This is a genomic window from Paenibacillus alba (assembly GCF_013204855.1).
Taxonomy (GTDB): Bacteria; Bacillota; Bacilli; order Paenibacillales; family NBRC-103111; genus Paenibacillus_E; species Paenibacillus_E alba.
This window is the reverse complement of record NZ_JABMKZ010000026.1, coordinates 47,214-68,457: the sequence shown is the minus strand read 5'-3', so window position 1 is coordinate 68,457 and position 21,244 is coordinate 47,214. Positions and strand designations below refer to the sequence as shown.

The window sequence follows — 21,244 nt, the reverse complement described above, 5'->3', positions numbered from 1 at the left end:
CACTGATTGCAGCGGCCTCAGTATAAAAATTTACTCGCGGATAACCGTAATTTGAAGAGCTTTTCCATAGATTTTTTGTGTTGATTGATCCTTAGTTAAAGCTATGACATTTAATAAATAGGTCCCTGCCACATTTAGTGCATTGCCATCAAAGACCAGAGACTTACCATCGGAGTATACAGACCCAGTAACACTTACAGGTGTGATTCCAGCTCTGGAAATAGTTAAAGTAGAAGGAATAAGGTTAATTCCAGTCAAGGTTAATCCATCATTAGCAAGTGTGTCACTGAAAGAAAGCATCACAAACGTATTAACTTTATTATTTGGAATAACGACAGTATTGGAACCATCATTGTACACTGCCCCATATACCGAAGCCGTTACTCCCCTATCTAAGGAAGTCGTTAAACCGTAAACGACCATACTAACCGTAGATTGAAGATAAACAGAAACGTTAAATGCTGCAGTTAATCCTGCATAAGTAGCGGAAACGACAGTAGTTCCGCTTGAAACTGGAGTAAATAAACCAGTTGTACTAACAGTTCCGATAGAAGGATTTATGGCTGTCCAAGTTGCAAGATTACTAACATCCGTTATTTGACCTTCGCTAGTTTGCGCACTTACTTGCAATTGAACGGGTGAAGAAACTAAAGTATTCACAGAATCGTTGTAAACCAAACCAGTAACTGTAATTGGAGGATTGACTGTAACTGTGTAGGTTTTCTTTGTAATACCATTAGCCGCAGTAACAATTACTTTATCCCCAGTAACCATTGCTCCCGTTTTAATGGTTGTTCCGTTACTTTCGTACCCTTCCATCGTTGCTCCTGCAGGAAGGGTAACATTTGTCTTGAATGCTTCAACCGCAGTTCCGTGAGCCACATTCTTAATTGTATTTGCAGTATCATTTACAACATAGATATTCGACACCAATGTAGCAATGAAATTAAGAGGACCCCTTGCATCTGCTTCACTTGCAAATAATTGATTTACTTCTGTATAGGTAACGTTAGAACCGTTTACATCCATATCAAAAACAGCCCAGTAAAGCTCTTTTCCTGTACCAGCTGGAACCACATAAGATTTAACTGGTGTTGCAGAGTCGCCACTAAAGACTTTTACCTCCGCCCCAGATGTTCTTAATGTAGAGCTTCCACTAAAATGATGGATATAGAATCGATACTTCCCATCTACAGTCTTCCTAATCGTTGTAGTTTCCGGACCATAAGAAGAAGTATCATCCAGATCTAGATCCGCATAGGTTAATTCATTATTAGAATTCACTCTGTTAGCGTACCAAGTATGGAATCCATTTCCATTCACAGTTGGACCTACTAAATGAGAATCAAGGTCTCTCGGATTTTCTCCCCAAGTTAGAACAATTCTCACTTCATCTGCGTTCGGAATACGGATTGCTGTTGCATCTTCATGCATATTATAAACATTTTCCGCTGAAATACCTACCACATATGTTACAATAAATCCATCCTTAATTAACTCCCCGGTATATGAACCAAATGGAAGTTTAACAGCATACCGACCATTTGTATCCGTCATTACTTCATATACTACTTGTCCAACTGTAGAACCGATTCCTCTTCTAAATTTAATTTCCAATCCTGAAACTGGAGCCCCGTTTACATCTTTAATATTCCCTTCAAAGCCTATACGACGCCCCACCACAGTTGGGATTTCTCCGCCTGCTCCAACTGTAACATTATTGGGAGACCTCTCAAAAAGTGCCTGATTTGTATTGATAGTTGCATTCTGAATGACACCATTACCTAATACACTTGTTGCTGCGTTAAGTACTAGATTAGATAATTGCGTTTCGTCACCCAATTGAACTACAAAATTCGAAGCATACACATCTACAGTTTCAAATATCCCAACTAAAGACACCGATGAATTAGCTGGCATTGAGTTAGAAACAGTTACATTCGAGAAACCAGTCCCAGTTGCACCGAACTCTTCTAGAATAGCACTCGATTGAAGTGTTACTTGTTGAACAGTCGTAGTGCCCTCTACCACGAGCCGAACAACCCCAGTTGCTCTATTAACAATAACAGATACTAGGACTGTATTATTCAAATGGATAGAGTTTTTACCACCACCGGATACCGTCGTCACTCCACGAACCTGAACGTTATCTAGTGTGACATCACCGTCACCAACTTCTTCACCTATAACTAGGTTACCTGTAACAATTGTATTTTTTAAAATCACATTTTTCGACGCGATCCTCACATCACCTGTTAAAGTTTGTGTACCGCTCGAAGGACCATAAACACCTGCTGTATTAAATACTTGTGTGCTTGGGCTGTCTGAGCTGTCTGAGCTATCAGAACTACTAGAACTACCGCCGCTAACAGTTCCAATAGCCGTACCTGTTAGCGTCTTTCCTGTGTCCACACCTTTATAGCTTAGCTTATAAATAGTGCCACCTGTTTGAGAGCTAGTGGTCAGTACCACTACTTTGTCATAGCCTGCTTTCAATGAAGCATTCACTACAGTTAATCCGCCATCAAACGTGAAGTCTGTCGCTATGACATTAGAGATTGCCTTTTCAAACGTAACTTCGACCGTAGTATTACTTGTAGAAGTGAAGCCTGTAATAGTAATATTGGATACCTCAGTTGTATCTGGGAACAAGGTTTCTGCTTTAGCGACTAATGCAGACTTATTTTTTGAAAATTCATAGGCAAGGCGCGCAAGCGCTTGACGTTCCGCACTATCTTTAGGGCTGAAACGTAAAGTACCCTCGCCATCATCTATCCCTTTGACAAATCCCAACTTGAAGCCGAGAGACACATCTGCTTTAGCCCATGAGGATACAGAATCCATATCGCTAAGCTTTGTGTCAATAGCTATTTTAGAAGCTTTCTCTTCTAATCCTAAAGCCCGAATAAAGAATACAACTAATTCTTCCCTAGTGACTGGCGCATCTGGCGCAAATCTTGTCGGTGTAACTCCTTGTGTAATTCCTGAAGCAACAAGGGCTCCAACATAACCTCTGTACCATGCGTTGCTAGAAACGTCAGTGAATGTGGCAGCCTTATCTGCGTTCTCTTGTAAGCCAGCTGACAACACAATAATTTTGGCAAGTTCGGCACGAGACATTGCTTTTGTTGGCATAAATGAACCGTCTTCGTATCCACCAATCACTCCGGCATCTGTCAGTGCTTCGATTTCTGCCTTTGCGTACGAATTAGAAACATCAGTTAAGGTTTTCTTAGCAGCTTCTGCAATATTCCCTGTACCTACTGGTACTATGGCTAGTGACGCAAAAACCATTGAAAATGCTAGCAACTTACTTATACTTGTCTTCATTCTTCGGATCACATTTTTTGTGGCTAAGCCTCCCTGGTTCGGAACCTTATCTTGCTGATTACCTCTGTTCATCTTCCATCTCCTAATGTTGTATTTATTCGACAATTTTCCGTCCAATCAACCATTTCTAGTAAATATCCAAATAATCGGTAATTACCCAAAAATATTCTACTACAAAATATCCCATTATTCTACAAAAATTTTACAAGTCCATTATTCTCCACGGGACGATGCTCAAAATATTGCCAAAGGACAGTCGCACGCTGCATACATCACTTCGCCGCGGGACCCAAGATGAACCTCCACTTCATACAGCTGACTCCCCTTCACCTCAGCATGGTACATTAGCGGCTCTACCTCTTCAACAGATACAATATGACCTTTCTCTCGATACGCCTTCCCACGCTCAAATGTGATTTGATCTACGATCTTCTCAAAATCTTTCAGCTTCATTTACGGGTCCCTGCTTTCTTAGATATCGTTGAATTTATTTTCTCAAATTTCTCTCTTGTTGCTTAGAATTATTGAATCTAACGTAAAAAAAACACCCGTTAGGGTGCTTTTTTCTTGAAAACTGTTATGGAAGCAGTTCATTATGTATCAATAAGATTTCGCTTTGGCGCTTCGTGCCATAAGCCAAAGCAGATACGGCGTACCGATTACCGCTACGACCAAGCCAGCAGGAATCTCTTTCGGGGCAATGATGACCCTGCCGACCAGATCGGCCGCTATCATTAGAATTGCACCCAGCATCGCGGCCAGCACGACCAAGCGTTTATGGTTCTGACCGACCATCATGCGGGCCGCATGCGGAGCCAGCAAGCCGATAAACCCGACAGTACCGACACTGGTTACAGCCAGCGCCGCTAGCCCAACCCCGACCAGGGCTGCAATGAGCCGAGTTTGCCTTAAGCGCAGGCCTAATCCGAGAGAGGTATTATCACTAAACGACAAAAGGTCAATGCGACGACCTAAATACCACGCATAAGGGCCAAGCACAATTAAACCGGCACTCATCCAAAGGAATTCACCCCAACCGCGACCATATGTGCTTCCTGCAAGCCAAGCAAGAGCAGAAGCAGCATGCATCTGGGACTTAATGACAAGAAAATGAATGATGGCCGACCCCATCGCCGTAATCGCGATACCGACTAGAGTAACCACGGTCGGATGCAACCCTTTGCGCCAGGAAAGCATATAAACGGCAGCAGCAGCAAGTACAGCACCTATCAATGCAAATACAGGAAGCAGGAAACCAGCTGCACCGGGCCATACAACAATCAGCAGCAACGCACCAACACCTGCGCCGGAAGTTACGCCGATAACAGAAGGATCGGCAAGCGGATTACGGACGGCCCCTTGAAGCAGGACGCCTGAAACAGCTAGTCCCGCACCTGCCAGCACGGCGACGAGCATGCGAGGGAGCCGAAGCTTAAGAATGATATTATGGTACATATCTTGTCCTGTACCGGTCAATACCTTCATCACTTCACCGACAGGCACTTTTAAGCTACCTTGAGTCAAGCCGAACACTAGCAAGGCAACTAGAAGCACGAACGCCCCTGCGATTAGGACCGGATAATGCCACCTGAAACGAGCCGTTCCAACACTCATCGAAGAGCCTGTTTCCCCCGACTTTGGGGATCGCGTGCTTCGGACGGCAAGCCAGATAAGCCACGGCGCTCCAAGCACAGCCGTAACCGTACCGACAGGAAGCTCCCCAATCGTGCTGCGAACTAATTTAGCGACTACATCGGCTCCGACCACAATCGACGCCCCCCACAGAGCCGCTGCGGGGATAAGCACCAGATGTCTGCGGTATCCGATCAGCCGAACGAGATGTGGAGCAATCAAGCCTACAAAGCCGATTGGCCCTACTACACTTACAGCGACCGCTGCTAATAATATCGCCATAAACAGCGCAGAGAGCCTCGCAGCACCTACCTTTTGCCCCAAGGATTGCGCTGTTTCCTCGTCAAGTTCAAGCAGATCCAGCATCCGTACGAAGAACATTAGAATGATCAATACTAATACGATCCAAGGCCATGAAAACTGCACGCCCTTCCAATCGTTCTGGACAAGCGAACCGGAGCCCCATATAAAGAGCCCGTTGGTTTCATTCTCGAATAACAGCTGAAGAGCGCTCGTGAATGAAGCCAGCGCCATTGTCACAATCATGCCTGCCAGCGCCAATCGAACGGGCGTGCCCTTTCTTCCTCCTGCCAGGAAATAGGCAATCATCGCGCCACCAAGACCACCAATCATCGCTAGCAGAAGCGGGACGGAAAAAACCAAGGATGGGACAAAAACAGTAGCAGCAACAATCATAAAATAAGCGCCAGCATTGATGCCGAATGTCCCTGCTGAGGCTAATGGATTTTTAGTCACCGTCTGGAGAAGCACTCCTGCAACCGCTAAAGCGGCTCCCGCCAATACACCCATCGTCGCTCGAGACAGCCGCATGCCCAGTACAACATGATGTGACTGCTGATCCGCAGCAGCTAGAAGCGATCCGATCACGTCCTGAAAGGTTATATCAGCCTCCCCTTGCGTAAGACTTATAAAAAAAAGAAGGGCGAGACTTACTAAGCCTCCCCCGAATACCGCGATCTTCTTCCACGTGGACCTCGCCATTGATTTTGTTGCCATTTCGATCGGCTGCGTCATCACTTTTTCGTCAACTGCTCAACGGTTTTTTCCACAAGCAACTTCAAAGAACCAGGGCCGCCATACAGCCACATATCGCCTCCAAGCGGATACAGCCGGTTTTCTTTCACGAACTTAAGACTTTTCCACACATCATTATCCTTCAATTGTTTCGCAAATACGTCGTCGTCTGGTTGAATAACGTAGAGAAGGTCGGCTTGCTGAACAGATAAAAGCGACTCTACAGAAGCTGCCGAGAAGCCGTTTGCTTCATATTTTTGGGATTTATAGGCATTTTTCAACCCAATCCGGTTGAGCACTTCAGTTGCTGCGGAGTTATCCAGGAACAGACGGAACGAAACCGCGTTTTGGTTCGAGGAGGCCGACGCTAGCACATATTCGGTTCCCGCTTTGCCTGCCGCTTGAAGCTTCGCCTTCGCAGCTTCGTACGACTTGTTCAAGTCGGCCAACACAGCATCTGCCTCAGTTTTTTTGCCGACAACGTCCGCGATCACCTTGAAGTGGGATTCCATCTCTGCGTATTGATTTTTCGAGGTATCCTCCAAATACTGGTCGAACACAAGTGTTGGTGCAATGGCGCTAAGCTGCTCATAGTTATTTTTGACGCGATTTCCAGCGGCAATAATCAGATCCGGCTTAAGCGAGGTAATCACTTCAAGACTCGGCTCCTGACGGGTTCCTACATCTTGAACATTCGCAGCAAGCTCCGGCTTCGCGCTGATCCACTTCTTGTAACCAGCAATATCCGCAACGCCGACCGGCTGAATGCCGAGCGAGAGCAGTTCCTCCACATACTTCCATTCAAGGGCGACAATGCGCTTTGGTGTTCCCTTGATTTTGGCCTCGCCCCTTACATGTTTGATGACCCGCTCAGCATTAGCGCTTGCGGCTTCGGGGCTAGCTGATGGAGAAGCGCCGCTATCCGTTATCGATTTGGTTCCGCAGCCTGCTATAAGTAGCAGCACAGCAAGTAATACAACTAAAGGCTTCAGTCTCTGACTCATGAAATACATTCTCCTTATAAATGATGTAATGATTACGAAAAGATAGTTATCCGACCCTTATTTCCTTCCCTTTAACCGAACTACGCTCCCCCTCTTCCTGTAAACAATGTGAAACTGCTCGGCGAACATGCGAGAAAGCAAAATACCAGTATCTTCTAATCAACTATAAATGATAATGAATATCATTATCGGTGTCAACTTTTTTTGCATTTACAGTACCTTATATCAGAATAGTTGTCGTATTCTGCGATATTTGTGCCTCACTAGTCCAATCTTCCTGCGATATTTGTGCCTCACTAGTCCAATCTTCCTGCAATATTCTTTTGTAATCTCGTCTATTTGTATTTCCTGATTGTCGACTCTACAATTACCAATAATTAATACTACTAAACCATTGGGCTTAAGGAGGACCCAAGCAAAAAAGCATCCGTTAGGATGCTTTTTTTAGTAGTCAGACAATCTTATTCGTATTTCTTCTAAATCAAAGAAAATGGATGTGCAATCATCATTTATGTAAATTTTAATAGCGTAGCTTCATCTTTATTATTAAAATATTCCTTAAAAAAAGGCACCTCTTCCTCTTCCGCCTCCCACCCTTCGAGAACCAGTTGATCTTCATCCAATGAAAAGTGACAATCCCTGCTTCGGGGAGGAACTGTGCGATCGAGGCTCTCCATGTCGGCGAATCGTTCCATTTCCCCCCATGTAACGCCATATGGAATTCCCCAACTCGTATATTCGGCTATATATGCGTATGTCTCATCAGACCACGGAACCGTACCGCTTCGTTGCTCGTCCAGACACTGCCGCCTTTTTTCCTTGCGGGTTTGTTTTACTCTGATCGCAGCTTGCTCACTTTCTGTAGCTCTCTTAACAACTTCATCGGAAAGCGGTACGCCAAGCATACGCAGCTCCGCAATTGCTGTCCCTATACTGACATCAAAATGTTTGCGGTACCCAAAAATATGGCGATTCCCAGTATAAGTCTTAAGCCAGCTAGCCGCAGCCGATTGCAGTCGACCTTCCCGTTTCATGCATTTGACTCGCGGCATGTTTGTCTTTTTCTTCCTCCCCAACGACGTCCCTCCACAAATATTCTCATTCCTTGCGATGATATTAGAATAACACAACTTCTTACTGTACTGGTGTAGATGTGCGGGGATTGCCTTTAATATAAACGATACGCTGCTACTTCTCTAAAATGGAAAACAGATCCTACAATACATGTTAATGAAATTTTTAAGGCTGAACTTTTCGGCATACAGGTATACTTCAAATGCCGTGCTCCCTCAACTCACGCTCCGGTCCACACAGGGCGACCCCTTGAGGGAGCTCCTCTCGTAACCCATACAAATGAGAAAAGCACCCTTCAGGTGCTTTTCTCATTTGTATGGAGGTGAGCAAGTGGCTTAGCAAATCCACAATTCGCCGTCGCGTGATGCTATATTGTTTGGGGAGGTGGCTTAAGCCGTTCTTACTTTTGTCGAAGAAAAATATAACGAAACCGCATTAACCAATAAAGAAATATGGTTATTGAAATGAACGAATAATATACACTAATACCTGACTGAAAGAAGGAAGTCTATGATTCTCATCAGGTAAACTTACATATGGCAACCAATCGTTAACATCTGTCGGATCGTCCCAATTTATACTTTCAAGTAAGCCGTCAATCACCGGGTATAAGCTAGTAGAAAACATTTTTCCATCCGCGCTGTATTTAAAATATGATTCACAATTTGGATCTAACGGGGATACAGTAAGCCTTGCGTCGTACCAGAAGCCTTTTGAATGTCCACAAAAGGGAAGTAAGCACGAGAGATTCAAACTGGTTATATACCAAGAAGCACACAAACAGATATACAGTATTTCTTGCTTTTTTCTGCAGTTCCGATCTATTCAAACAATGCCCCCTAACTTACAAGATCTTCGGGGTTATCTCTCGTAACTCCTCACAAAACGCCGGCCTATGTGCATATCCGCATAAAAACTGCCGATGCAGCGCTTCTGCTTGGACAGATCCGCAAGCTTGCCTATATGTGACAAGCAACTTAGCAACTTGCTTATAATGACTGCGATTATTCGCATTGCTGGCTTGCAGTTCGATATACCCGCTGAATAGCTGACGAATTTCATCCGGGTAATGTTCCGTCAAATTGGCATAATAGTACTCAATTTGATTAGGTCGCGCCTGCACGTACTTAAGGATCCGGGCATGATCATTGGTATCCTGCATGATGCGAATGTACACGTTATTATAATAATAATCTTTCTGCTCCAATTGCTGCATAAGCCGATCGTACACCTCCGGCCAGGACGCCTCCGGATAAAGCCGTTTTAGCTCCAAATAGTAAGCATACTCCCCGCCAAGCGTCAAATCGAAAGCCAGCTCTCTCAGCTGCTCCATGTAACTCGCAGCTGTACATGCCTCATAACGCAGCTTCTTCCAATTCGTCACAAGCCCTCGCAGACCGCGCTCTTGGTCCGAAAGCTCGCCTTGCTCTGCCAAGAGGATGGCATCGTCAAAGCGTTGTGCATCTATCGCTTGCCGAATGGCCTGCTCGCGAAAGGAAGGCTTGTCCAATTGCGCAAGAAGGAAAGCCTCTTGCTCCGCTTCATCTAGCAACGTATAACGCAATCTTGCGAGCGCCTCACGCTCATAATTGGCTGACCGTTCGTGATGCGAGTGAACTGTGCGCAGCTCGAGTTGCGTGATTGCCTGCTTCAGCTCCTCGCGCAGTTCCCACGTTTGCGACAACTCCGCACAAGCGCCAAGCAACGAATGACGCCAGTCGGACCAATCGTCGTAGCGCGATGCCATCGCTTCCGTCAGTAGAACACGGAAGATTTCCGCCTGTTTGTCCGGCGTCATGGCTTCTAGATCTAAACTAGTGGCTGTCTCCAAGCTTTCCTCGATCAACCCTCCGATAGCCCCATCCGAATCATCCGCATCCTGCAGCAACTGAATCATTTCATGCACGACACAAAAACAGAAATGAATAGCAAATAATGGGTCGTCATCTCGCCAATCATCAATTGCGCGCTGCAGCACGAGTTCCCCTCCACGAATGGCTTGGGATACTTTCCCGTAGGCGATAGACCCGTGACGGTCCGTATGCTTCCTTATGTGGCTACGAATCAACTCATAGCAAGTAGATAGTTCTGTCTTAACATCACCACGCTCGTAGCGCAGACGGACTTGCTTGGCAATATCCTGATCTTCCTGAATCATCAAAAGTATAAATTCAACCAAATCCTCTTTGCTTTGCTCTGCCAAAATCAAGCGGATATCCCGTTTCACCTTTGTTTCTTTACTGGCAATGACAGTGCTATCCTTGCTCGCATTGGAGAAAGCCGTCTCGACTTGACTCTCCTCTCCGTCAACGACAGTTTCTTCCCACTCAGCACGCAGTTCATACAACACAGCAACCTGATGCTTACAAACTGCCCCCTCGAACGGGCATGTGCAATGATGAGAATGTATCAAGCCATTTTCCTTCAAGGCGATGATAACATTATAGTCATCACGTCCCTCAACGGTCGCTGCAAAGAGATTTTCATTGATTTCTTCTATAGAAGAGACAAGATCATCCATGTAATAATCGTAACCTCGCTCTATAATTACACTGCTTACTTTCTCTTCAAATGTCAGAATATGCATCTACTAATCATCCCCCCCTGGTAAACACACTTAGCGTTACAATCACTATATCAAACCACAAAGTGTTTCCAATACAGTGCAGGTCTGACTCTCAATAAAAAGCGGCTGTACCGTCGAAAGCGTCAATAAGACGCAACTGTCAATGGCTCGGCAAATCAACACGGGTTCAAGTTGGGCATGTCCGGTTGGGTCGGCTTTACATAGCGGGTGGAATAGTGTCTTTCAACTTGGTAGTCACCTGATTTCGAGAAACGCAGCGGACGTTTCGGACCTTTTCCCCAGGACATATAGGCGGAGTATGATTCCTTAAGTTCCAACTCCCTGGCTACTTTCCGGAATTCTTTCATCATGAAGCTGAATTGACCCAAGTTACCGTGAAGAACCCGTTCGAGGTATGTAACTCTTCCGAATCGCCATTCCTCTACAAGCTTGGGAGAGATCTTCTCCATCTTTAAAAATAAATCCAAGGGACTCGCGTACCCTTTTTCCCAGATCAGTTGATGTACCGTATGGCGAACCTTTTTTTGCAGCTCTTGTCTATTCAAATGAAATACCCCTTTCATTGTGCAAAAGGATGATTCAATTTGCTCGTCCACTACTTGCATATCTATCAATCTCTTTGGAAATATATGAACCCATTTTAGCAGAACTATGTCAGTATGGACAGTATTAACCGACAACAAGGAAGCCCTAAGTATTGGGAGTCGATCGTTTTTTAGCATTTGGACTAAAACACTTTCGAAATCTTATAACTTAAGCGAACTGATGCATTCTAGCATTCCTGATCCCAAACCTAATTACAGCTTGAATTTGTCCACTAATACTTGCAACTCCCGTGGCGGGCTTCATTGGCGAATCGAGCGAGATTGCAGACGCGCATCTGCTCCTGGGCTTCAGCAAGTTAGCGAGCGGCTGCAAGACCGTTATCCGACCTGAATTCATAGAGGTTGGATACATAAACGAGCTGAGCCATCCATCGGCATCCCAGGAAGGCGTCGTGAGAAATCTTTTTTTTCGCGGAACGAACTGGCAGGTGGAAGTGGACGTCGGGGCATTCAAGCTGATCGCATACCGGTCGTTGGAGAAGCCGACACTGAGTCTAGGTGCAAACGTTAATGTGCTCATACATCGCGTTTACGCGTTTGATGGCCTCAAGACTACTGTCGTAGAGAATGACCTTAAGCACGATCCGATCCGGTGAATATCTAAATTCATGGACGCATGAGCTTGTTCGTAAGTGGCGTGATTGATTCCTTGCAACGGCTTCGGACAGGCTTTTGGATGTTCCGCTTTCCGGTGCAAGTATAATCTTGTTGACATTCCCGCCTTTCAGTACTTCTTCTTTTTCACTCAACATACGTACCACCGTTCCATCAAGGTCTTCCACACATCCAACGAATTAACTTGATTTGATGATTCGAGCAAAAAAAAGCAGCCCCCATTTGATAAGGGACTGCTTTTTTGAATTATGTTCAAATACCTTGCATTACTTGCTCTTCTGCGCCAACATATTGAGCAGCACCGTCACAGCCTCTGCTCGCGTCGCATTGTCTAGAGGGGCGAATTGGTTATCACCTTTCCCTTGCACAATGCCTGCTTGCTTCACGTAAGCAACACTTGCTTTCGCCCACGCCGGAATGTCCTTGTCGTCCGCGAAGCCGGTTGCAGCGTTCGCTTGGCTAGACTTACCTAGCGCAGCCGTAATCATCGCTGCTATCTCTGCGCGTGTAATGACTGCATCTGGACGGAAGCTGCCGTCCTCGTAGCCATTAATAATGCCCGCTTGCACTGCTTGAGCCACCGCTTTTTTGGCCCATGCTCCGATCTGCGCTGAATCTGTAAAAGTCAGCTCCGCCCCTTCACCTTGCAGCTTCAACGTACTCATCAGCATGACCGCGAATTCTGCGCGCGTCACGGTTTTCCCAGGCTTGAACGTGCCATCTGGGTAACCGCTGACAATCCCTCTGCTTATCGCTTGCTTGATGTTGGCCTCGGCCCAGTGCCCAGAGATGTCGCTTAACGTTATCGCCGGCTGCTTCGTGTCTGGTGTTGGGTCAGTTGCCCCTTGACCTACAACGAATACCGCATATTTCGTAAAGTGATTCACTTCTACGGTGATATGACCATCGTTAACAGCACCGCCTGGAACTTTCACCCATTCCTTCTTCGTTTCGTCAAAAAAGAATACGGCTACGGTTTGATTGCCCCTTAATTTGGATGGATCGAAAGCAAACGTCAGGGTGACCGATTTACTAAAGTTCTCTGAGAAATTTTTCAGAATTTCAAAGACGGGGCTGGCTAGAACGTCTTTATCCTTTACAAGGTTTTGAATATTCAACAATTTATCTATCGTTAATTTCAGCTCTTTGCTTATAGCATCGGCCGGAATCGAGATCGTGATGGCATCCCCCAGACTAACCTTGCCTGTCTTGCCTACAGGAAGCGTTAATGTGCCATCCGTCGAGGTTACTGGGGTGTCGCTTGTTGGCGATGCCGCCGTACCACCGCCACTTCCACTTCCACTTCCACTTCCGCCTGATGGTGCTGCTACGACAACTTCAACTGTCGCCGTTAAACTGCCCGTGTTGGTTGTATTCGCTGGCAAGCTGCCTAACGTTGCTGTGAATGTATAGCTGCCTGCTGCTGCCGGGTTGTAATTGTCTGTATTTACCCATGCCGTTACAGGCACGGTGATTGTTCCGCCATTTGCTGTTACAGTGGCATGGCTTGCTATTAACGCTGCGGATACAGCTTCTGCATTTGCATAGGTTGCTGCTCCTACTGTGCCTGCCGCTACATGGCCAATTGCATCAAACACTGTGATGTTTGTTCCTACTGGCGTTGCTGGCGCTACGACAACTAAGACTGTCGCCGTTAAGCCGCCAGTGTTTGTTGTATTCGCTGGCAAGCTGCCTAATACTGCTGTGAATGTATAGCTGCCTGCTACTGCCGGGTTGTAGTTGTCTGTATTTACCCATGATATTACGGGCACAGTGATGGTTCCGCCATTTGCTGTTACAGTGGCATGGCTTGCTATTAACGCTGCGGATACAGCTTCTGCATTTGCATAGGTTGCTGCGCCTACGGTGCCTGCAGCTACATTTCCAAGTGCATCAAACACTGTGATGTTTGTACCTACTGGCGTTGCTGGACCTACAACAACTTCGACTGTCGTCGTTAAGCCGCCAGTGTTTGTTGTATTCGCTGGCAAGCTGCCTAATACGGCTGTGAATGTATAGCTGCCTGCTACTGCCGGGTTGTAGTTGTCTGTATTTACCCATGATGTTACGGGCACAGTGATGGTTCCGCCATTTGCTGTTACAGTGGCATGGCTTGCTATTAACGCTGCGGATACGGCTTCTGCATTTGCATAGGTTGCTGCGCCTGCTGTGCCTGCCGTTACATTGCCAATTGCATCAAATGCTGTGATGTTTATAACTGCTGGCGCTACAATAACTAAGACTGTCGCCGTTAAGCCGCCAGTGTTTGTTGTATTCGCTGGCAAGCTGCCTAATACGGCTGTGAATGTATAACTGCCTGCTACTGATGGGCTGTAGTTATTTGTATCTACCCATGCGGTTACAGGCACGGCGATTGTTCCGCCATTTGCTGTTACAGCAGCATGGCTTGCTAATAACGCTGCGGATACGGCTCCTGCATTTGCATAGGTCGCTGCACCTGCTGTGCCTGCCGTTACATTGCCAATTTCATCAAATCCTGTGATGTTTATAACTGCTGGCGCTACAACAACTTCGACTGTCGCCGTTAAGCCGCCAGTGTTTGTTGTATACGCTGGCAAGCTACCTAATATTGCCGTGAATGTATAACTGCCTGCTACTGATGGGTTGTAGTTATCTGTATCTACCCATGCGGTTACAGGCACGGTGATTGTTCCGCCGTTTGCTGTTACAGTAGCATGGCTTGCTAATAACGTTGCGGATACGGCTTCTGCATTTGCATAGGTTGCTGCGCCTGCTGTGCCTGCCGCAACATTGCCAATTGCATCAAATGCTGTGATGTTCGTACTTGCTGGTGCTACTGCTGCTGTTGCTGCGCTTACTACTGGCGTTCCAGCCAATCCATGGTTGTCCTTTGGCGTTACTTCAAACTTAATCGTGTTTCCTTGGTCGCCGGCTACCGGTGTATATGTTGTGCTTGTTGCGCCTGCAATTGGGATATACGTTGTCCCGTCTGAACTGCTTAGCCATCTGTATGTGGACGTTCCTTCCCTATCTTCATCATCTGCGTCAGTGAATGTATACGTGCCAGTCAGTTGCACGCCTACTTGCGCCATTTCTGCAATGGTCACAGATGACGCCGTCGGCGCTGTATTTGCCGCTACCGTTACCATGACGGTGTAGTCTTGTGTCGTGCCGTCTTCCGCCACAACTGTATACGTTATTGCGCTTGTGAAATTCTGCGGGGTTGTTCCGCTCACTTGTGCAGTGCTTCCCACATTCACACTAACTCCCGTTGTTGCGAACGTTGGGATAAGCGCCGTTACATCTGTTCCATAAGGCACGGTCAATGCAATGGTCTTGTCCGTTTCGTCAACCGTTCCCGTTACCATCGGGCTCAATCCCTCGAAACTAAATGCTGTAATGGCTTTCACTTGGCTCATCCACTTCGCATATAACATCTGATCCATTGTAATAGCAGTTGTTGCAAAATCGAATGGTGCGCCACTAAAATTACTGGAGCCATACCATCCTCCGAACGTGTAGCCTGTCTTGGTCTCTGCCTCCGGCTCTACAGCATAATGATTTTTAATTACAGTCTGATCGGTTGCTTCCGGTGAACCACCGTCATTGTTAAAACTTACTGTATAGGCGCTTGACCCCTTTGTAATTTGGTGAGTACCACTATCCGCCACATACACTGTGCCGTCACTGCCTATGGCCACACCTTGCGGATACATAAATTCTGCTGAACCGGTGATGTTCTCCCAAGTGCTCTCTCCACTCCGCAGTTTTTTAATTTGATGATTCATATAATCCGCCACATACACCGTGCCGTCACTGCCTATGGCCACATCATAGGGATATTTAAATCCTCCCGATCCGGTGATATTAGACCAAGCGCTACCTCCGCTCGTTAGTTTTTTAATTTGATGATTATTCGTATCCGCCACATACAAGGCACCATCACCGCCTATGGCCATGCCATGCGGATTATTAAATCCTCCCGATCCAGTGATGTCAGACCATGTGCTACCCCCACTCGGCAGTTTTTTAATTTTGTTATTAGAAGTATCCGCCACATACACTGTGCCGTCACTGCCAATAGCCACACCTTGCGGATACTTAAATCCTCCCGAGCTGGTGATGTCCTCCCAGTCGCTCCTTCCGCTTGGCAGTTTTTTAATTTTATGATTACTAGTATCCGTCACATACACCGTGCCGTCACTGCCTACTGCCACACCAACCGGACTGTTAAATCCTTCCGATCCAGTGATGTTCTCCCAATCGCTGCTCCCGTTCGGCAGTTTTTTTATTTGTTGATTAAGCGTATCCGCCACATACACCGTACCGTCACTGCCTAAGGTCATACCTTGCGGTGTATTAAATCCTCCCGATCCGGTGATGTCAGACCAAACTAGGGTTCCTGCGGCATAGGCCTTTCCCCCTCCCAGAACACTCTGTATCATCGGAAGGACAAGTAGTACGAAGCTCATCAGCACTGCGATTAGTCTCTTCTTAATGTTTACTCTTCTCATAGGTTGCACGCCTCTCCCATTCCTTCTTGTCAACTTTTGTCGATCTTCCCCACTATAACGCTATGTTCTCAAAAAAATAACTACCCAATCGGGTAGTCTTTTAACGCGTCATATAGGTGATATTAATAGAGTATTCTTACTTCTTTGGCACGCTGCAGCGCTTGTACTCGATTGTTGACTTTAAGCTTCTTATACACATTCTTTATGTGAAACTTGACAGTATCTCCTGTGATGTTCAGGAGCGAGGCTATCTCCCTGTTCGACAAGCCTTCTGCGAGCAGCCGTAACACCTTCGTCTCCTGCTCAGTTAGGTTTTCTTTAAGTGATTGTTCCGCATACACCAGTTCAGGCAGAACCTGCGTGTAAGGCTTGACAGCCGCGCTCCGCTGTCTTTTTAAGATCTTGTCCAACGTTTTTGCCAATCGCGGGGCGGACACAGGCTTCATTAGATAATCCAAAGCGCTCATATCGAAGGCCTGAACCGCATAATCGTCATAGGCGGTTACAAAGACCACATCGATGGAGGCATCGGTTTCCAAAAGCAGATTGGAAAGCTGCAAACCGTCCATCTCCGGCATAGAAATATCCAGAAATGCAATATGTATCGGATTAGCCTTCACAAATTCATAAGCCTGATGCGGGTTCAGAAACGTGTGGCATATTTCAATCTCGCCGCTATCGGATATCAGCTTCTTCAAAAGTTTCATCGGTAATTCTTCATCATCTACGATAATGGCTCTCAACATGCTTCAATCTCCAATCTGCTTGACTGGTTGTACGGGAATATTGAAGAACACTCGCGTGCCTTTTCCTTCTGCGCTTTCAATACAAATACAAGTTCCATAAAGAAGCTTGAGGCGCTGATTAATGTTCCCCAGCCCTACACCTTTCTTGTTCATACCTGGTTTAAGTATTTCCTCCCGTTTTTGTTCACTCATCCCGTATCCATTGTCAACTACGGCAAAGCTGACAACAGCGTCCTCTTTCTGATTGACCGATATTTGCACGGTCCCTCCCCTTAGACTGGACATCAGGCCATGTCTGATGGCATTTTCCACCAACGGCTGCAGAATCAGCGGGGGAATTCGGATATCCAGCAGCGTGGCGTCCACATCGTACTCCACAACCAATCTAGTCCCAAATCTCGTCTTTTCAATGTTGATATATGCATTTAATAACTCTAATTCCTTTTCAATCGTTGTTAGTGAGTCCAGTTGTTTAAAGTCAAAGCTGCTTCTCAAATATTGCGAAAGATCTATCGTCAATGCTCCCGCCTTATGGGGTTCGTCGATGCACAATGCGGCAATAGAACTCAGGGCATTGTACAGGAAATGAGGTTTGATCTGAGAACGCAAAAAGGCGATTTCCGCCTCCTTGACATCTGCTTGCAACTGTTGGTTCTTCCTAAGCACTTCATTGATCGTTTCATTTAAAGAAGTGAAGAGAAACACAGTCACCGTGGTAATCAGGATATAAATGAACTGTACCTGAAGAACATTAAATGAAATACCTTTCAAAACAGATACGACTGCGATTCCAACAAGACAATAGTAGATGCAAAGGATCACCGCTATGTTTATCCGCTTTCTCTTCTTTGCTTTAGTGAAATTCTTTTGAAAAAACACGATAACCGGCATGCTGATTAAAAGGGTCAGAATTGTCGAATACAATCCCAAATCAATCCCAAGATAAAATCGATAAAGAATAATAATTGCGGACAAGAATAAACCTGTTCGCAGGCCGCCATATAACGTACCTAAAAGCAAGGGAACAATTCTAATATCCAAACGGACATTGGAGCTAATATATGTAGGAAAGGACATACATAATAAAATAGATAGTCCCAATAATACAGATAGAATGATATTTACGTAATTATTTCTCTCAAGTCTCCCCGCAATAAATATTTGAAAAGTGAATATTGCCGTTGTTATTAGCGCTAGTTGCAGCGAAAAATCCTTGATTGTGTTCATAATTCTATCACCTTTTTCATTGAAGAGCTGATACTCGTTATTTTATCATCATTCTATGTAATTTCGATTATTTTTTCTGAATAAGTAGCCGCGCATGTTGGAAATAAAAAAAGCACCCTTTTGGGTGCTTCCAGCCTTCGAAGGAACTTTAATTATCATGTCAGAGTGAACAAAATCAAGCAGTTATCAAGAAGCCAAAAAAATTACTTATTGAATATCGCACTTCTTCCTTCATTCTTGATAATTTCATAACTTAATCTTTCGCAGTTCATCCATGAAAGCAGGTCTATTCGGATGAACAAGTCGAAACTATTGTATTAACTTTTCCGCATGAGCAGATCCATTGGCTTCGATCAGTTGACGGATAATTTGACACACCTTCTGATACTCTTTTCGATTTGTTGCTCGAGTTGCTTCCTCCATAATGTGTTGGACAAACAATCCAAAAACTTCTTCTTCATGCTCACCTACCAGATGCATATAGTAGTCCACTACCCACTACATAACGTTTATACCTTTGGACATAACTCAGCAATCTCTGTGTCTCTTTCTCTTCTATAAGTAACTGGGTATATAAGGAATTTACACGCCGATTTCCACTCTAATTATTTTCCAGTCAGACGCACGCTGTATATACCACTCCATCGCGGGAGCCAAGATGAACCTCTACATCGTAAAGCTCATTCCCCTCAACTTCAGCTCGGTACAATCATGGCCCCACCTCTTCAATGGATAGAATATGACCGTTCTCTCGATACCCTACCCCGTGCTCAAGAATGGTAGAATCTATGCTATTCTCATTCTTTCAATTCCATTAATATTAGTATTAGCGTTTTCACTCTCAAGTGTATTTTCATCAATACCTGTCTTTGCATCTGAAATTGGAAATAGCTATATTCCAGAAAAAGTAAGCCCTGAAGCAGCAATGAAGGCAGCAGCTTGGCAAATGATATCTGAAACCAGAGATGGAAGTAATATCAGTGCTTGGGGAAAAGAAAGTAGACTTAGAGTAGCCAAACCCATTGAAGTATATGATCCATCTGGGAAACATGTCGCTTATCTGGTGAATTCCTTTAAAGGTGATCGTCCTGCTGGATATGTTATGGTAAGTGCACTGTCCAAAAATAATAATGAAGTTAAAAAGCAAGAACTTGTATGGTATGGCGGTGTCGATATAGGTGGAAAGTTTGTTTACAATGATAATTCAGTAAGTATGATTAATGTTGAAGGCAACGAGTTAAAAGAAAATAAAACAAAAACAATAGATGAGAAGGACGAAAAATATCCTAAGCCAATAAAAGCAAACGAAAATTATAGGAAATCACGGAAAATTTTTGACCAAATAGTCGTAGGTTCACCTGGACAAACAAATCCATCTGATGGTGTATCCGACATTGATCCAAATGGCTGGGAAACAAACTATCTTAGTATTGATAGGAATTACATTGATACTAATGTAAATCAAAAACAATGGTATTACACGACAACTGGTGGCGTACAACAGGCGACGGGTTGTTCTCCAACAGCTGGTTCTAATATCATGAAATATTGGTCAGACAAGGGCTACTCTAGTTTGGTCCCTGTATTTCAAACGCAAGTGGTGACTGACTTAAGAGCAACAATGGGAACAACCCAAAGTTCAAATGGGACAGGGGTGACTTCACCTTCAAATATAGATGATGGTCTTCAGGCGTATGCAAGAGCACATCAACGACCAAATGCGGTTTCAACAAATGATAATTTATCAAATTTCTCTGCAGTAAAAACAGAAATTGACGCACAACGCCCTGCTCTACAAAGTTATTGGAATCAAACTTATTTTGGAGACCACACTGTAACACTAGTTGGCTATAAACACTACGTAAGGAATTTTTACACTCAAGATTCTTATTATGTTGTAGCTCGAAATAATTTTATAAACGATAGTACTTTCAACGTGTGGATTAAGTGGGGAACATGGAATACTAATGTATTAACTACATTCACGCCATAGCGATGTTTAAATAGGTGTTGCATTATCTAAAACAGATTATGCAACACCTAATCTTACATCTAGGGGTGTTGATAATGAAAAAAAGATGGATTATAGGCACAATAAGCCTACTTATTATATTAGGGGGATTGTATATATTTGATTCAAAAAAGGCAATTACAGCTGATAAAGTGAAAGAAGTACTAGCAGAAATGAATTTAGACCCAATTAAAATAAGATATAGCATGAATTACCCTCACAATGAGAGACCCTGGTTGGCCTTAGCAAAACATAAGATTACTGAAAAAGAAGTGATTATTGTTGTTTATGAGGACGGAACAATTGAAAGCATTGAATTGGATGTGAAAGCAAACGGAAATTTATCATATGCTGAAATGCTAAATAAAGCAAAAAGCTATACCAATAAAGAAACTGATTTTGTTGATAATAATCTTTCATTGGAAGTAACTAAAGAAAAGCTTGTTTATTGGACCTTGCCCATCGACGGAAACAATGGAGAGTATTTGTATTTTACTCTTAAAGGAGATCAAATTAAGAATAAGCCTAGTTAATAAGGGTAGACGGGGTAAAGCAGTCTTGATCTTGAGGTCCCTTAGAGTTAGGAATTATGAGATGGTGGACATCAAGCAAGTAGGCTATTGATGCTTGAAAAAGGGAAATGCCCCAGAGCTTTGGCGAGCATCCTATTCGTTGCTGAATAAAGATATTTTCACACTTTGCAGAAATTCCAGCTACCTGAGTATTATCAAGAGTTAGAATGCCGTCATCAATTATTGCATGTGCTCCTAACCTTGTAACATTGAAAAAACCCGCTCCAGAGCGGGTTTCAAAATGGAGGTAAGGGGAGTATTGAAATGTCTTATCTAACCTGCTCACGAAACCAATTCCCCGATGACAACC

Annotated in this window: 13 protein-coding genes; 3 read left to right on the top strand and 10 right to left on the bottom strand. The window is 44.7% G+C overall.

Annotated elements, in window-relative coordinates:
• Positions 1-30: 30 nt before the first annotated feature.
• The 7 genes from HQN90_RS26080 to HQN90_RS26050 form a co-directional block, all read right to left on the bottom strand.
• Positions 31-3,402, bottom strand: a complete 3,372-nt coding sequence (locus HQN90_RS26080) for an S-layer homology domain-containing protein (RefSeq protein ID WP_173224150.1) — start codon at positions 3,400-3,402, stop codon at positions 31-33.
• 162 nt (positions 3,403-3,564) lie between these two features.
• The gene (locus HQN90_RS26075) at positions 3,565-3,783 is read right to left on the bottom strand and encodes an SWIM zinc finger family protein (protein ID WP_173224148.1); all 219 of its coding nucleotides are present in this window, start codon (positions 3,781-3,783) and stop codon (positions 3,565-3,567) included.
• Between the two features lie 147 nt (positions 3,784-3,930).
• Positions 3,931-5,979: a Fe(3+)-hydroxamate ABC transporter permease FhuB gene (fhuB, locus tag HQN90_RS26070; RefSeq protein WP_246362846.1), complete on the bottom strand. Its 2,049-nt coding sequence runs from the start codon at positions 5,977-5,979 to the stop codon at positions 3,931-3,933.
• Between the two features lie 17 nt (positions 5,980-5,996).
• Positions 5,997-7,001 carry an ABC transporter substrate-binding protein gene (locus tag HQN90_RS26065; protein ID WP_173224146.1) on the bottom strand — a complete coding sequence of 335 codons (1,005 nt, stop codon included), beginning with the start codon at positions 6,999-7,001 and terminating at the stop codon, positions 5,997-5,999.
• Between the two features lie 509 nt (positions 7,002-7,510).
• Positions 7,511-8,077, bottom strand: coding sequence for a hypothetical protein (locus HQN90_RS26060; RefSeq protein ID WP_173224144.1), 567 nt, complete (start codon positions 8,075-8,077; stop codon positions 7,511-7,513).
• 842 nt (positions 8,078-8,919) lie between these two features.
• The gene (locus HQN90_RS26055) at positions 8,920-10,662 is read right to left on the bottom strand and encodes an SWIM zinc finger family protein (RefSeq protein ID WP_173224142.1); all 1,743 of its coding nucleotides are present in this window, start codon (positions 10,660-10,662) and stop codon (positions 8,920-8,922) included.
• Between the two features lie 155 nt (positions 10,663-10,817).
• On the bottom strand, positions 10,818-11,207 hold the full coding sequence (locus HQN90_RS26050; RefSeq protein WP_173224140.1) for a hypothetical protein: 390 nt from the start codon (positions 11,205-11,207) through the stop codon (positions 10,818-10,820).
• Positions 11,208-11,659: 452 nt separating this feature from the next.
• Between HQN90_RS26050 and HQN90_RS39700 the strand changes: the two genes are divergently transcribed.
• Entirely contained in the window at positions 11,660-11,863 is a 204-nt protein-coding gene (locus tag HQN90_RS39700; protein ID WP_338042385.1) for a hypothetical protein, read from the top strand.
• A gap of 285 nt (positions 11,864-12,148) precedes the next feature.
• On the opposite strand, the gene HQN90_RS26040 is transcribed toward HQN90_RS39700, so the two are convergent.
• The 3 genes from HQN90_RS26040 to HQN90_RS38375 form a co-directional block, all read right to left on the bottom strand.
• Positions 12,149-16,378 (bottom strand): S-layer homology domain-containing protein, encoded by a 4,230-nt coding sequence (locus HQN90_RS26040; RefSeq protein ID WP_173224136.1) that lies wholly within the window; start codon positions 16,376-16,378, stop codon positions 12,149-12,151.
• A gap of 122 nt (positions 16,379-16,500) precedes the next feature.
• Positions 16,501-17,124 (bottom strand): response regulator transcription factor, encoded by a 624-nt coding sequence (locus HQN90_RS26035; protein ID WP_173224133.1) that lies wholly within the window; start codon positions 17,122-17,124, stop codon positions 16,501-16,503.
• Between the two features lie 3 nt (positions 17,125-17,127).
• Entirely contained in the window at positions 17,128-18,351 is a 1,224-nt protein-coding gene (locus HQN90_RS38375; RefSeq protein WP_216855464.1) for a sensor histidine kinase, read from the bottom strand.
• A 739-nt stretch (positions 18,352-19,090) separates the two neighbouring features.
• Here HQN90_RS38375 and HQN90_RS26025 point away from each other — a divergent pair.
• Positions 19,091-20,344: a C39 family peptidase gene (locus tag HQN90_RS26025; RefSeq protein ID WP_173224131.1), complete on the top strand. Its 1,254-nt coding sequence runs from the start codon at positions 19,091-19,093 to the stop codon at positions 20,342-20,344.
• A gap of 74 nt (positions 20,345-20,418) precedes the next feature.
• Positions 20,419-20,895 (top strand): hypothetical protein, encoded by a 477-nt coding sequence (locus HQN90_RS26020; RefSeq protein ID WP_173224129.1) that lies wholly within the window; start codon positions 20,419-20,421, stop codon positions 20,893-20,895.
• The last annotated feature ends 349 nt before the right edge of the window (positions 20,896-21,244 follow it).